12 protein-coding genes are annotated in these 14,912 nt (G+C 61.6%); all 12 read right to left on the minus strand.

Translation table 11 applies throughout. The features are described 5' to 3' along the window. Positions 1 to 649 precede the first annotated feature (649 nt). The 12 genes from QX135_RS00990 to QX135_RS01045 all read right to left on the minus strand — a co-directional run bounded on the left by QX135_RS00990 (position 650) and on the right by QX135_RS01045 (position 14,847). Positions 650 to 6,160, minus strand: a complete 5,511-nt coding sequence (locus QX135_RS00990; protein WP_316177736.1) for a hypothetical protein — start codon at positions 6,158 to 6,160, stop codon at positions 650 to 652. Between the two features lie 290 nt (positions 6,161 to 6,450). Next, a complete protein-coding gene (locus tag QX135_RS00995) occupies positions 6,451 to 7,500 on the minus strand; it encodes an EscU/YscU/HrcU family type III secretion system export apparatus switch protein (RefSeq protein ID WP_315735417.1) in 1,050 nt (349 codons plus the stop codon). After that, on the minus strand, positions 7,497 to 8,315 hold the full coding sequence (sctT, locus tag QX135_RS01000; protein WP_315751851.1) for a type III secretion system export apparatus subunit SctT: 819 nt from the start codon (positions 8,313 to 8,315) through the stop codon (positions 7,497 to 7,499). The genes QX135_RS00995 and sctT overlap by 4 nt, the downstream gene beginning before the upstream one ends. Positions 8,316 to 8,366: 51 nt before the next feature. After that, on the minus strand, positions 8,367 to 8,636 hold the full coding sequence (gene sctS, locus QX135_RS01005; RefSeq protein ID WP_316177738.1) for a type III secretion system export apparatus subunit SctS: 270 nt from the start codon (positions 8,634 to 8,636) through the stop codon (positions 8,367 to 8,369). A 24-nt stretch (positions 8,637 to 8,660) separates the two neighbouring features. Next, positions 8,661 to 9,308 (minus strand): type III secretion system export apparatus subunit SctR, encoded by a 648-nt coding sequence (gene sctR, locus QX135_RS01010; protein WP_316177741.1) that lies wholly within the window; start codon positions 9,306 to 9,308, stop codon positions 8,661 to 8,663. A 9-nt stretch (positions 9,309 to 9,317) separates the two neighbouring features. Further along, positions 9,318 to 10,385 (minus strand): type III secretion system cytoplasmic ring protein SctQ, encoded by a 1,068-nt coding sequence (gene sctQ / locus QX135_RS01015; RefSeq protein ID WP_316177743.1) that lies wholly within the window; start codon positions 10,383 to 10,385, stop codon positions 9,318 to 9,320. Beyond that, positions 10,382 to 10,834, minus strand: a complete 453-nt coding sequence (locus QX135_RS01020; RefSeq protein ID WP_316177745.1) for a hypothetical protein — start codon at positions 10,832 to 10,834, stop codon at positions 10,382 to 10,384. The genes sctQ and QX135_RS01020 overlap by 4 nt, the downstream gene beginning before the upstream one ends. 32 nt (positions 10,835 to 10,866) lie before the next feature. Continuing rightward, complete coding sequence (locus QX135_RS01025; RefSeq protein ID WP_410052017.1) at positions 10,867 to 12,210, minus strand: FliI/YscN family ATPase; 1,344 nt, start codon at positions 12,208 to 12,210, stop codon at positions 10,867 to 10,869. Continuing rightward, positions 12,210 to 12,827 (minus strand): type III secretion system stator protein SctL, encoded by a 618-nt coding sequence (sctL, locus tag QX135_RS01030; RefSeq protein WP_316177749.1) that lies wholly within the window; start codon positions 12,825 to 12,827, stop codon positions 12,210 to 12,212. The genes QX135_RS01025 and sctL overlap by 1 nt, the downstream gene beginning before the upstream one ends. Further along, a complete protein-coding gene (locus QX135_RS01035) occupies positions 12,824 to 13,486 on the minus strand; it encodes a SctK family type III secretion system sorting platform protein (RefSeq protein WP_316177750.1) in 663 nt (220 codons plus the stop codon). The genes sctL and QX135_RS01035 overlap by 4 nt, the downstream gene beginning before the upstream one ends. Positions 13,487 to 13,549: 63 nt before the next feature. Beyond that, positions 13,550 to 14,413, minus strand: coding sequence for a type III secretion system inner membrane ring lipoprotein SctJ (gene sctJ / locus QX135_RS01040; RefSeq protein WP_316177752.1), 864 nt, complete (start codon positions 14,411 to 14,413; stop codon positions 13,550 to 13,552). Continuing rightward, positions 14,410 to 14,847 (minus strand): hypothetical protein, encoded by a 438-nt coding sequence (locus QX135_RS01045; protein WP_315773265.1) that lies wholly within the window; start codon positions 14,845 to 14,847, stop codon positions 14,410 to 14,412. Before QX135_RS01045 ends, sctJ begins: the two co-directional genes overlap by 4 nt. Positions 14,848 to 14,912: the final 65 nt, after the last annotated feature.

Below are 14,912 nucleotides of genomic sequence, written 5' to 3' on the forward strand. Positions count from 1 at the left end.
TCTCGCGAAGACTGTCGCGCAATGGCGACCAGCGAGAGTCGAAGGACCGAGATCGATGACGATCTCCATGTCAACTTCAGCCAATGATTGCCTGCTCCGAAGGTCCACAACCCTTACGATTTTCAATAAATCGACTCAACTGAGGTTCGAACCATCATTGAGTCGCTTTCTTGACGATGCCTGCTTCGCGTCTCGCGTTTGTGGCGAGATTTAGCGCCCTCGCCGGCAGATGCGATCATGGCTGTTGTTGTCAAAGTGAAGTTCCGAAAGGGTTGCCGGGAGGATACGACTGCCACGCTTGGTGAGAGGCGGCTAAAGCAATCTTAGGAGGGCGTCGCTCCCCTACGCGGCACACGTCGACGTACTGCGGTCGCCGGCAAGGTGAGGTCGATCGAAACCTGCCAGCCGCCGGGGCTGGGCGCTCCGGGCGGACTGCGCATCTCTCCCATTACAGAACCATATACGCGAATCACCGCGCTTCGAGCGCGCCAGACGAATTGCTCGTGCGTCTGCACCGACGTCGGGGTCGCCGGCTTGAGGTTACTTAGGCCGAGGGTGCTCGACGTATGTCAATGTTGCCGAGGGCGCGTTGTCGCCACGACGTCCCGCCACTCGGCGCCCCCTGCAGAGAGGAGACGCATGGGATCCGTCACCTCTGTAACCAACTTAGTCCTTCCAGCCCTTTATCCTTGACGAAGGTCACAACGACATCGCTGACGTGCCCGAAAGCGGGCCAAGCGCGATTGAGCCCCTTCAGCGAGAAGGAAACAGACGTTACTACTTGATAGTTCGCCGGAGCTCTGCGGCGCAGCATCGCGTAGATCGATAAGCCGGATCCAACCGCGACGCCGACCGCGCCTGGGATAGCCCCGATATTACCGTGAATATCGTAGACAAGCTCAGTAACATTGCCAGCAATCAAACCGGCACTTCCGGTTATCTGCATGCGGCGAGACAGTCGAGTCGTGTCCCAGGAAGATGCTGGAGGGATATGTACGATTTCGGGAGCCGTCTCTCTGCTGTTGGTTCCGCTGGCCGCCCCATTAAGGGACTTCAACTGCTGCGCAGAACGGCCGGTTCGCCAGGCAATTCCTGTCCAAGATAGGCCTCGCGAGTTGTCAAACGACCCGGGAATCCTCAACCCCGCGCCGGTCCAAACTGCATGCGAATCGGGATTGCTTGTATACGTGCTTGGAATCCGATCCCGGTGCGCCTTGATGATCGCCCGCGCGGAGGAGCCATTTCTCGCTGCAAAGGCATCCAGGTCCTCGCCTGATTTGATCCGAGCGGTGATCTGCCTCCCCTTAGACGTGAATCGCCCGGGAATTGCCAGTTTCTCGCGACGCCCGACATCCTCGAGCACCTTCCTGACGGACTTATTTTCCTTTCTGGCGATCTGGCGGAAAGTGAGCTGCTCATCGTTGCTCTTGATGGAGATCGACTTATCTGGATTAATTAGTTTAAGCGGATGCGCGGGATCTCTCGCATTGACGCGTCCGATCACCTCGTCCGGTACGTTATTCCTGTCCGCGATTTCGCTCAGACTGGTGTCGGTTGACCGGACCGTATCGGTAGCTCCACGCGATCTAAGCGCGCCATAGCCACTGAAATAGCTCCGCGCTCCCAAGACGATTTGCGCGGAGCCGATGACAGCTGCTCCACCATATTGGAAGCTCAGCAGGTGGCCGCTCGTCACACTGACGATGTCGTTTGCCATGCCGTTGGCGATGAAGCTCACACCTGTTGCGGTTCGCAAATACGGGGCTGCTTTTTCGGGTATTCTCAACTTGGCAGCCAATTTCGGCTTGAGCTGAACGATGTTCAGCGGTCCACGAACTGTGGCGTTCCAGGCCGCCAGCATGCCTAGAGATCCGAACCGCGCGGCTGCTGCAAGGGCAACCGCATCGGAGGCCACTCCTGCAGCAACGGGCAGAGCCTGTCGGAGGCCTGACCTGCGCGGTGCCACTTGTCGATCGCCCACTCCCGTGTAGGGCTGATCCGTGACCACGACACGAAAATCCTTTTTCGGCAGATCGTAGCGTCGGCTGTATGTCTTGGCTGATTGCGGCGGACTTCCGCCCCAGTCAACAAAGCGGTCTGTTGCTCCGATCACTCCTCGCCGTGTGATGTTTGCGTCGTTCATGGCGAACGGTCGGCTTGGCTTGTTTCCTCGTGTCTCCACAACGTAGATATACCTGTCGGCGCTACTGCCGTATTTGGAGGGTTGGAGAGCGACCCGGTCCTGAAATCGTTCGAATGCCTTCGGGCTGAGCACAAGAGTCAAGCCGCTCGAGGCCGGCGGGGGCGAGGCCGGAGAGACCGCACCACCGCCGCTCGCGGGCGGCTTGCCGCCGCCACCACCCGCGGGCTGGGCTGCCGTCGAGGCGGCTAGGGCCCAATTTGCAGCCGAGTCTTCGCTGACAGGTCTTTCGTGCAACGCCAAAGCGGTCTGCCGGAACGATGCGAGTGCCGCTGGATCGCCTCCGAAAACCGCCTTATGGAAGTCGGTCTCCCCCATCCGGTCGCGAATGGCCTCCGCGATCTGCGCCTCCGTCGCATAGGGCGATGTGCCACGGCGCGGCACGACCTGCGAGGCGAGAAGCTCGGTCACACCTTCATTCAAGTTCGAATGCGGCCGGCTTGAATCAATGACCAACGTGCTTGCGAGCTTCTTGAACGATTCCGAGGTCAGTGCATGCACGGCCTCGTGTGCGACCACGTCCGGGCTCAATCTATCGGTCCGTACATAGACGCGATGCCCCTGATCCGATAAGATGCTGAAGGCATCGACGGACGCCGGATCGTGCTGGCCGCCGGCTTTTTGATATGCACGGGCGAAAGCGGCGGGATCCATGGCCTGCAGCCGGATGCCATTCGGCGATGTCCCGCTCGCCTGACCCTGATAGGCGTCAAACACCTTCCTTCCCGCGTCGAACGCGGCGGGCTGACCGGCAAGGCCCGTTTCGGCCACGGTGCGGGATCTGCTCTGCTGATAGTGATGAGAAGCCACACCGGAAACCGTATTGAGACCGATGGACAGATAGTCTTGGGCGGTCGGCACCTTGCCGGAAAGGAGGCCGGGGCCGGCAGTCAGCATGGTGTTCGCACCCAATTGGGAGGCTGTCTGATAAAGCGGGTTCGACACGAGTCCATTCGGCCGTGCCGCGCTTGCGGTCCGCACGGCCACCTTGCCGTCGACGAACTTCGTCAGACCTCCCGTCACGCCGGCCACCGCGAGATTCTTGAAGTATCCGGAGAACGCATCCTTCATCTGCGCCTGGGCTTCGTCCTGCGTGAGCCGCCCCTCCGAGAGCTGATATTGGGACTCGACATACGTCCCCGCCACGTTGCCGAGACCCATCACCCCCTGATTGGCAACCATGACCGTTGATCCGGTTGCGAGCTTCGAGACGACCGAGCTTGCAGCCTGGTCGAGGCCGCGCGTAAGGAAGGCCTCCGTGGCTCCGCCCGTCAACGCCCCCCCTGCTGCGCCGAGGGATTGCACGCCCGATACGGTCGCATCAACGCCCGCCTGCTTCACCTCATCCCAGCTGCCGCCGCCCTTGAAGAAGTTGTTGGTCAGCGCTGCGTCGAGTGAGATGTGAGGATCGCTGTGAATGTCGCCGCCACCGAACACAGTTGCTGCATTCTGGGCCGTGTCGATGGCTTCGGCCGTTCCCGTTCCCACCAATGTGCCCGCCGCAAGGGCGGCCAATACCGGCGCGCCGGCTCCGGCCGTGGCCATCGTAACCGCGGTCGCAGCCGCGGCGATCGCGACGTCGCGCACGACTTCCTGTGCACTCGACCAATTGGCGTCGGTCTTGCGCTCGTTCTCGAACATCCGATCATTCTGGGTGGCCAGATTACCCATGATGCTCAGATACTCGCCGTTGACCTCCTGGGCAGCCATCCCTCCCTGATTTTTCTGCAGGGCCGTGAGCGCCTCCTTCTTCTCCTGCAGATCCGACTCGAGCTCAGACCGGTTGGCACCGAACAGCCCCCCGACCCAATCGCCGCCCTTCTGCAGAAGGCTGCGGTTGCCGAGCGCTTTGTCTTCCCTGTCGATGGCATCCTGCAGCTCATGTAGCCCTTGACCGATATCCACTCGCGCGTTCGCGTCTTTGAGGCTCGCAAGCTGCTCAGCGACCGCGCCATCGCTCAAGGCGCCCGGATGCTGCGCAAAGAATGTATTGTACGCATGCGAGAGCGCGCTCTGGTCAGAGACCGTTTGCGGATCAAGTAGATTTTGCGGCAATGTCAGCCGAAACTGGGAGTCCAGCAGCTGATATTGAGCCAGCTTCTGTTGAAGCTTTGCATATTGAAGCGATTGCTGAGCCGTCGTCAGGGCGCTGCTCGCTTTGGTGAAACCCACAGCCTGTACATTGCCAGCTTGTACCGAATCAGTGTTGGCGGACTGCCGCGCGGTTGCGACCGCCGCCTCGCTCTGTGTGACACGATAATCCTGAACCAGCCTGTTGGTCGTTGCAGCCAGCTCTTTCGTGATCAAGCCGGCCGATGCCGCGTCAGTTCTTGCCTGCGCGATCTGCTGCAACACCGGCGAGTTTGAGGGCAAGGGAACATGGCTATAGGTCTGCTCCAGATTAGCCAATGTCGTATTCCGCTGGTCGGCGTAGGCAAGCCCGGTTGCCGACTTGAAGCCCGCCGTCGCAATGTCGGACATTGTCGAGAGCTCGCGCAACTGATGCTGCGCTTGGTTCAGCTTGAGCTCCGTGGCGGCCGTCGGATTCTTGATATAGGCGGCCTGCGCATCCGAGACGGCCTGGTGGCCCTTGATCAGGGCGAGGTCGGTCCCGACTTTGTTCTGATAGGCGCTTGCCTGATCGTAGTCGATCTTCGCCGTGGTAGCGGTCTGCCGGGCTTGCGGGGACAATTTGGCAAGATCGGAGTCCTGCGCTGCCTCAAGATCGGTCTGCGCTGCCGCCGCAAATGCCACCCGGTGCTGAGCTGCGGCCCAGCCTGCATTCTGGTAATCAGCGTTCCCGTTCGCGAGCTTGAGATCGAGCGATGCCTGCTGCGGATCGCTGCCGCGCGTTGCACGTATGGTGTATCCCAATGGATGCAGAGCGTCGTTCACCCGATCCTGGGCATCCTTCGCAACCGTCCCGTATTTCTCGGAATTCGAAGCATAATACTGGAGCTGGGCCTTGCCCTGCGCGACCATGCCGACATCGGCGTTGAGCTTGCTCCGCGCGACGGTGAAGTCGTCATAGGCGCGCAGCTGCGATGGCGTCAAATTCGCCTGGGTCGGATTGTCGTTCTGGTCGATCGTGACACCGGCTTTCTTCAGCGCTGTGGAAGCGCTCTCGAGCTCTTTCTTGTCCGCCGCGGCCTGCTGCCCGTAGACGACGCTTTTCCCTGCCGCAAGGTCGGCGCTCGCGGCATCAAGCTTGCGCTGGTCCGTCGCCAGCTTGTGTTGCTGCGCATCCTGCTGCTGATTCAGCAACGACAGACGGTGCAATGTTCCGGCGCTGATCCCCCGGTCCATCTCGGTGTCCAGACGGCCGAGCTGCGATTTGGTCTGTTCGAGAGCAGCCGTATCGGCGGTGACCTTGGCCTTTCCCGCGGAAACCTGGGCCGAGGCCGCGTCGACGAGCGGGACAACTTTCCGCGCGGCCGGATCTTTCACGGTGACCGGCGGCGGTGCCGGCTTGTAGTTCGCTGCGGCGGCGTCGATGCGTTGTGCGGCACTCAGATTGCTCTTGGCCGAACTCAACACCGCCTGGTCGGCGGTGACTTGCTGCTGAGCGGCCGCAACCTGCTTCTTCAGATCGCTGATATGGGCTTGATGCGCAGCCACCGCGGCGCCCGCGCCGCGACCGTACCCGATCGGAGCCTTCGTTCCCTGTGCATCATTCAGTTCGGTCTGCAGTTTATGCAGCTTTCCAGCATCACCGTCGAGAGTGGTCTGCGCTTTTGTCTGAACAGATTTTGCCTGCGAAACGGCGTCCGGGACCGGCGCCGCCGGCGCCGGGGCGGGAACTCCCGGACATGTTGCCGCCGCCTTCGGCGGAGCAGGCGGGCCAAGCAACACAGGCGTCGGCTGCAGAACCGGACCTATGAAAGGTCGAAGGGGCTGAAAGAGCGGCGAAGGTGCGGTCGATGATGATCCAACGCTGCGCGCCGAATTGCGATCGAGCATGCCCGACGACGATGCCGCGGACTTCGGCCGCGGCGGTGGCGGGGGAGGAGGCGGGGGTGGGGGTGGGGGCGGCGGCGGAGGAGGAGGCGGACTGGCGACAACCGAGCCACCTGCGTCATCTATCCGCATTCGTGCGTCTCCCCGTTAGCGGCGGCGGCTCTGCTCTGGCAGACGCAGTTCGTCAGCCATGCAGCCCGCTCGGCGATCATGTCCGAACGACAGTTTAGGACATCAGCCGGCGGCCGATCCGAAATATATTGTGAAAATACTGTGGGGCAGCACGGCTACACTCAGGACATGCCGCACGCGCGCAAGGCCGACACCACCGGCTGGAAAAACTCCTCGGTGATGTAATGGTCCTGAGCGATACGGCGATCGAGTTCCTCTGCGAGGTCTGGATTGCGGAAACGAGGAATGCCAAGCTCAGCCGCAGCTTCGGTGAGATTGTGCGCACGGACGGAACGTCCTTTGCACACGAGCCTTGGGACCTGTGTCTCGCCCGGAACATAACGCAGCCCGACCATCACATCGTCGCCCTCGATGACCACTGTTGCGCTTTCGATTCCTCCCCGCCCTCCACCGTGCGCCAGCGATTGCCGCTGACGGCGTTGCGCAGAGCGTACCTCCGGCAGGCCTTCCTGGTCTCTCCGCTCGCGCTTCGCCTCGCTTCGTGTCATCCGCATCTCGCGCATGAACAGTCCGCGCTGCACCAGAACGTCGATAAGGCCGCCCACCATCAGCATGACTATTGCCGCGACGAGGAGCGGTGCCATGACCGCCCCGGTCACTGGCACGAGGCACGAAAGACCGCATCCTGGCGTGTGAACCAAGGAGTTGAGCGACATCTCGAGGACGAAAACCGAGATCGTGACGAGGAGGGTCGTCTTGACCAGACTCTTCACCAGCTCGATCAGGCTCTTGAGCGCGAAAATCCGCTTCAAACCCTTTGCGGGATGCAAGCGCTCCGCGCGGGGCTTGATAGGGTCAAGGCTGAAGACGATCCCCTTGGTGACGGCGACGTTGACGACGAGGGACATTAGGACGACGATGGCCGCCCCCCTTGCAAGGTATGGCACGGCGGCCTCGTACATCATCGTTCCGATCGTGCCCGCAGCTTCCCGAAACGGTTGCCCGCCCGCATCGCCCACGAGCATCATGGCTCCCCGTAACCGCGCGAAAAGCTCCGGCAAGATCAGCCAGAGATAGAGCAGCATGGACGACAGGCATGCACCGGCGACCATATCGGTGCTGCGAAAGACCTGTCCCTTTTCGCGCGCCTTACGCAACTTCCGCTCGCTCGGAGGCAGCGTCCGCTCCTCAGTGCCGCCATCCTCACTCATCGCAGGAACTGCCCTAGTTGGTCCAAGATTCCGGTCAACTCTCCAAGCTGAGTACCGAAGTGATCGAGCAGAAAGGCCGCATAGAGCGGCAGAACCAGGAAATAGACCAAGTTGCGCGCCGCCATCGAAAGATCGAACACATTCAACTGCGGTGCGAAACGGGCAATCACCATCAGCGCGAACATCGCAACGAACATGGCCGCCAGCACTGGGAATGCCAGGATCAATGCCAGCTGCAGCACGCGGACGAGCATTTCCAGCGCCAATAGGCCGCTCTCCGCGCGCAGCAACGGCGCGAGCTCAATGACCGGCCAGAGCCTGTAGCTGCCATAAAGCGCTTCGACGACGCTATGAAAGCCGTCGGCTGCGACGAACAGAACCACCGCAGCGAGCATAAAAAGCGTACCAGACGCGGTGGACTCGGTCATGGCGTTGGGATCCTGAAGCTGGGCATCGGGCGCCTGACGTTCGTAGTCGAGCAGGTCGCCCGCGACCTCGGCGGCCCAGAACGGGATCCCAAGCAGCAGACCAAGGAGCCCTCCGATGATCGCTTCCTTGAACCCGACCGCGACCAATCGCAATGTTTGCGTGCCGATCGGAGGAAGCACCTCAACGAGTCCGGTCATGACCGGCAGCGAGATCGCGACCACGAAGGCACCCCGAATCAAGCCGGTCAGCCCGAGGCGAACAAACACGGGAAAGGTCATGACGAAGGCGCTGGGACGCGCGATGGCGAGCGCCAACGAAAGAAGATGACGGAAGACGAGATTGGCCCCCGCCTCGATGCTGTCCAACGGCATGAGGTCAAGCCCCATCGCCACTCCGCGTCGCCCATGTCCCTCCGAGCACGATGAAGGGAAGGCCCGTCAACGCGTCAGTGCAGGAAAATCCGCAAGGATCTGATCGGCATATTGGATCAGCGGTGCCGCCAACACTGCGCCGAACACCGCCAGCGTGGCCACGACGGCAATCAGTTTGATCGTCTGCGGCAGCACCTGATCCTGGATCTGGGTTGCGGCCTGAAGAATTGAGACGAGGAGGCCAACAACCATCGCCACACCCAGGGGAGGCATGGCAAAGATGAGAACGACCGTCAGACCCCTGACCAGATGATCGACGATTGTCGCTTGGCCCATTGCGTCCCCTACCCATCTCGCAGGCTATCCGTAACTCAACACCAGGCCATGCATCAGCTTGGACCAGCCCTCGACCATCACGAACAAGAACAACTTGAATGGGACGGAGATCGTCGATGGCGGCACCATCGACATGCCAAGGGACATCAAAACCGCGGACACCACGAGATCAATCGCGATGAAGGGCAGATAGAGCAGGAAGCCGATCTCGAAGGCGCGCTTGAGCTCCGAGCTCATGAAGGAGGGAACGAGAATAACGAGATCTTCGCTCGATAGCTTGGCCCTGCTGCTATCGGGCCATAAGCTGCCAGTGGCAGTGACGAAGAACTCTCGCTCCGCGACCGTCGTGAACCGGCTCAGATGTTCGCGAATTGGCTGGCCTGCCCGCTCAGCAGCATCTTTCCAGTCGGTAAAGGTTTGAAACTCGCTGGGACGATCATTGACGCGCTCATACACGGTCTGCACTAGCGGCGCGCTGACATAGGCCGTCAGAACCAGCGCAATGGCGTAGAGCACGAGGTTTGGAGGCGTCTGCTGCACTCCCAGCGCGTTCCGGATCAGGAACAGGACCACGGCGATCTTCACGAACGATGTCATCGTCACGACGACAAAGATGACAACGCCAAGTCCGGCGATGACCGCGAGAACAGCGAACAAATTGAACTGGGTCACGGCTTCAGCTCATTCGTGATTGAACAATCTGTTGATCCGCACGCCGATTGCCTCGCCGATCCTGACGATCTCGCCCTGCCCGATCCGCCGATTCCCCGCGTGAATCTCAATTGCATGTCGCGGACCCCGACCGAGATTGAAGACATAGCCGGGCGCGATCATGCGCAACTCGCCGAGAGGTATCTCGAGCTGGCCGATCTCAAATAGGAGCTTGATCTGGAGGTCGTCCAGGCTCACATCGTCTGCGCCTGTATCGACGCTTTCATGTGCCGTCATGTCCACAGCCGTCCAATGATGATGAAGATCGCCTCTGATCTGGTGCAACGTGTCCACCACTGTCGCGTCGCTTCCCTCGAAGCGGCATGAGGTGAGACGACGCTCGCCGAAGACGGCGGCGACGCGTCCATCCGGCATCGCGTGTTCGATGATCACGACGTCTCCCGGCCGTAAGCTCGCAAGCAAGCGGGCGCTGACGCGCGTAGCACCAAGCCGGAAGGCGGTGCAGATCGGAACTCCGGCGGCAGCAGCCGGACCCAATGCTTGAACTTGATTTGCCAAACGGGATTCGTATGGCTCTGGTAAAGACAGGTAAGCACTGAACGATCGTTCGCCAAACCTGCCGCGACACAGGATTCCGATCGAGTCCGGAACGCTGCCATCGAAGGAAGCATGCGTGAGGATGACGGGGAGGCCGAGCGCCTCCTCGATTGCATCAAGTATGGCGGCGCAGGCGAACTCGATCAGAAGCAGCAGATCTGGCTCGGCGAGCGTAGTTCGAGGCGGACCATCAATCGCCTGCAGCGTTGCATCGATCACCTCTACAGGCAGACTTACGGCGCATGGATCACCGCCGATCGTAAAATGCAGACGACACGCCGGCCGGCTCGAAACGCCCGAGGAGGCGCCCGAGAAGGAAATCCGCAGCGGCAGACCCGCCAACTCGCAGGTGAGTTCAGCCAGTCGCCGACACCAACGACGGGCACGTAGAACATCAGCAATGGATAGCACGTCCGGATGAAATTCGGTGATCTCACCGTCAGGCGCTCCGCGCCCGCGAGCGGGGAATGGCGCGTTCATGCTTGCCGCCCCGCCGCCCTGCCGTCCGAATTAGCCATCTCCTCTAGCAACGTCTCACGGCTCTCGCGACGGCGACGTGATTGCTGCGATAACTCATCCCACTTGCGACGCCTCCGATGAGCCTTCACGAATTCGAGGCGCAGACCCTGAACTTCGTTACGCGCCTGATCGAGCGTACGGATGCTCGCAAGGCGCTGCTCGGCAAGCGCCATTGCCAGCGACTCGAGGCGCCTGAGTTGCGCGTCAAGTTGGGTGATCTCCCACGCGGAAATTGGACGCCCTACCATCTGCTGGTAGATCTGACGTTCGCGTGCGCCACGCGCCGCTGCTTGCAACGCAACCGCATGATTGATCTGCGTCAATTCTGCAGCCGCTTCGACCTGTGCCTCCACGCCGCGCTGAAGCGCGGAATTCGCCCGCCGCTCCCTCTCTCCGAGAACGATCCGCATCCTGCGTATGCGCGTGAGCAGTGGATCGTACCTCATGACGCGAGCTGCTCGAGTTGATGGATCGTGCGATCCCACGGAACGGCCTCGCCGAGGCCCTGCCGCAGAAAGGACTTGATAGCATCCTGCTTGGCGATCGCCTCATCGGCGATCGGATCGGTTCCGGCCTTGTACTCCCCAACCTGCAGCAGGAACTCAAGCTCTGCATAGCGAGCTATGAGTTCACGCACCCTCCTGGCTGCAGAGCGATGACGGCTCGTCACGACCTGATCCATGACGCGGCTGAGGCTGGACACGATGTCAATCGCAGGGAAATGCGCCGACTGTGCGAGCTTAGGTGACAACGCGATGTGCCCGTCCAGAATGCTGCGCGTCTCCTCCGCGATCGGATCCGCGGTACCATCCCCCTCAACCAGCACGGTGTAAAATGCAGTGATTGAGCCGGCGACTCCGGGACCGGACCGCTCGAGCAACTCGGGCAATGCCGCAAACACCGACGGCGGAAAGCCCCGGCGCGTCGGCGGCTCGCCCGCGGCCAGTCCGATCTCACGCAATGCCCTCGCAAAGCGAGTGACACTGTCCTGCACCAGGAGCACGCGTGCGTTGCAATCCCGGAAGTACTCCGCGATCGTCACGGCGACATAGGCAGCCGTGACGCGCTCCGTCGGCGGCCGGTCGGAGGTTGCGACAATCACGACTGATCGCGCCCGAGCCGCTCCGGCCAGGCAGCGCTCGACCATTTCTCGAACTTCGCGCCCACGCTCGCCAATCAGCGCGACAACGCAGACGTCGACGTCCGCGTTCTGGACGATCTGGGCGACAAGCGACGATTTGCCCGCGCCGGGTTCGCCATAGATGCCGATCCGCTGCCCCTCGCCGCAGCTGAGCAGACCATCGATCGCCCGGATGCCAAGTGACAAAGGGCCGTCAACGAGCCGCCGTGCCAAGGGCGCCGGCGCAGCTCCGCGGACTCGTCGAATCTGGTCGAACTCGGGCCATCCTCGTTCCTGAACGTCGAGAGGGCGCCCGAGCCCGTCGACGACGCGGCCGAGCAGCGCTGGCCCAACCATGATGCCGAGGGCCTGCCTTGTCGAGACGACTTCCGTTCTTGTTGAGAGACCCGCCACGTCTCCGAGAGGCGTCAGCAACGCGACACCGCCTTCGATGCCCACGATCTCGGCCCGCAGATCAGCCGAGGCATGGGCAGACCGGAGCAAACAGATATCGCCAACACGCGCATCGGGAACGATCGCCCTGATGAGGGTCCCCGACACCTGAATCACGCGCCCGCGGATGGGGCGCAGTTGCGAACGGCCTGCAGCTTCACACAACTGCGGCAGGATTCGCGCGAGTCGGTGCGTGGCAGAGCCTGCCGGCATCATGGCTCCACCCCCTCGAAACCGGCACGCAGCGCCAAGGCGAGCTGCTCCAGTTGAGCGTCAACGGAAACATCGATCTGCCCGAACTCGCTCCAAAGCATACAGCGCCCCGGCGCAAACTGCGGGTCCGACACGATGGTGAGCTGGTCGGCCCCATCCTCCAGCAGCGTGGCCACTCGTACACGGATGGACTCCATCTCCTGCGGCGCAGTCATCAGCACGAGAGCCGTACCGGAACGCATCTCTTCGAGTGCTCTGGTGATGGCGCGCGCGGCGAGATCGTCCGGCTCAAAACTTCCGAGGATCTCCCTGATGATCTCGACGACGAGCGTGATAAGTTCGTCTTGCAGATCGGCGACCAAATCATCAACCGTGACCTTCGTTTCCGCAATCAGGCGGGCCGCCTCCTCAACTCCCGCGAGACGACCATCCTCGAAGCCTCTCATGCGCTGCTCTTCGAACGCGAGCCGGGCCTGCGCGGCGATCTGCTCGCATTGCCGCCGGGCGTCGGCAAGAGAGGCAGCCGCGGAAAACCAGGTCTCCGCCTCTTCGGCTCGAACCACGGGTCCGAGCGGATGGAACGTGCCGGCAGGCTTGTCACTCTCGGGGGCTTTCACGGCACCGTCCCATCGGCTAGAACGCGATCAACAATCTCCGGACCAAGCTGTTGGTGTCGCCGCGAGACCGAGGAGCCCAGCGGCGAGTCAATCGGAAATCGAAGAAGGATGCGGCTGCGCAGGGTGGCGGGGAGTCGCCAGATTGCGGCATTGAGACATTGCATCCCATCACCTCGGATGACGTCCGCAAGCGCAGATGGATTCGGGGGGCGATCGGGTTTAGGCGACAGATCGATATTGGCGAGCGCGACCTTGTGGAGTCGGGAATCGAATTCTCCGAGATGCTCCCGGAGCGTAGTCTTGAGGACCGTGGAACGAATTGCGTGGGCATGCCAAACACCGCCGGCCAGCTCACCGACGCGGCATAGCTGCTCGCAGTCGAGAAGCGCAATGCGACTGCGCGTGTCAGCGACGTCGGCTGCTGTGCAGCAATCAAGCTCATAATGCACAACGATCCGCTCTGAGATATCTCGGTGGAGTCGGTCGCAGGCGAGTATCCGTGCGGCAAGCCCGGGCGAAACGCCCGGTACGCACGCGAGAAATCGTTCAACGTGGATGTAGCGTGCCGGCAATCGGCAAAACGTGTCCATATCGATCACCGGCCGATGCCCCACCGGCGCGCCGGGTTCGCAGCCGCCGCCGACCTTCGGATCACGCAAACCAAGGGATGCTCCAGGTTGCACAAGCCTACTCATTTGCCGGCCACGCCCACTTCAATCGCACTAGGATACGACACGCAGCGGATCACGCGCCGGCCTTCGCGCCTCCCGACGCGGCGCGTTGCGTTGCGCATATCCCACGCGTGCCCGGCGCCAGAGCTGGAAGATTCCGATCGATCCCAGCAGCCCCACCCCTACCGCGGCTGACACCTGCAGGATGAGCGGACCGTCACGCAGGGCAGATCCGTCGTGAGATAGAACGGATGCCGTCGTCTCGATCGACGTGGAAGGGCTGACTTCGACGGGATCCGAACTGCCACGCACGAAAACCACGGCCACCCTGTCGTACGTCAGTCCTTCGACACTGTTGGCAATGAGGGTCTTGATCTGCGGTAGGAGCACGGCGATTTCGGCGCGCGCGTCATGCTTGATGAACACCGATGCCGCCGACGACGGAACCTGATCGTGACGCAACGGGTCTATCTTAGGCAGCACCACGTGGACTCGGGCAGAGATGACTCCGTCGATCTCCATGATCGTCCTTGCCAACTCTTGATTGAGCGCGTGAATCAACCTGACTCGCTCCTCTGTGGGTGACGACACCAGACCATTGCTTGAGAATATGCTGCCCATGTCTTCGAACTTCGCATGCGGCAACCCGGACGCATTCAGCAGCGTCACAGCGTCGGCAAATCGCTCCTGCTCGACCCTGACAGTATTGCTACCGTCCTTTGCCTGGAGTCGGTCGGCGGCGATTCCGTTGCGCAGCAGAAGGGCCATCATCAGATTAGCCTCCTTCTCGCTCAAGCGGCTATAGAGCTCACCCTTGCAACCGCTCAGCATGAACGCCAAGCCCAGCACCAGCGCCAAATTCAATCCGCGCCCTCGAGCGGCCAGCCATTGTTTGCCGCAACCGACCATTCTCATTGTCCCTTCAAGAACGTGTTGAAGATTCGGGTCGACTCGGTCGAGATTTTCGACATCAGCGTCGCCTCAATGGCAAACGAGAATGCGTGCTCCAGCATTTGCAGGGCCTGACGGCCCGCGTCTGGCTTGTCCGCTCCCAGGGCAGCTCCGCCAATGTTGGAAGATGCTGGACCGGATGCTGCCGGCTCCGGCATGAGATTGAGCTCGGGCGCGGCATTGCGCTGGACCCGCTCGTACGAGCTCTCCATCCACTCCATCACCTTGCCGCCGAGTTGGTCGACGGCGTGCTCAGGCTCCATAGGCAGTTTAGTGACCGATCTATGCAGAGCGTCCTGAAACGACTGCTGGGCGGCTGCTCCGGGCTCAACGGCTCCGAAACTGACACCAACTGTTCCGGAAGCTGTGACGCCACCCAACGGCGCAACCGTCGTCATGTCGCCGCTCCATGCCGTCTCAGGACTCCTCGTGCTTTCGCCATTGCTCGCTCCAAACAAATAAT

The sequence above is a fragment of the Bradyrhizobium sp. SZCCHNR1098 genome, from assembly GCF_032489375.1.
In the GTDB taxonomy this organism is placed as follows: domain Bacteria; phylum Pseudomonadota; class Alphaproteobacteria; order Rhizobiales; family Xanthobacteraceae; genus Bradyrhizobium.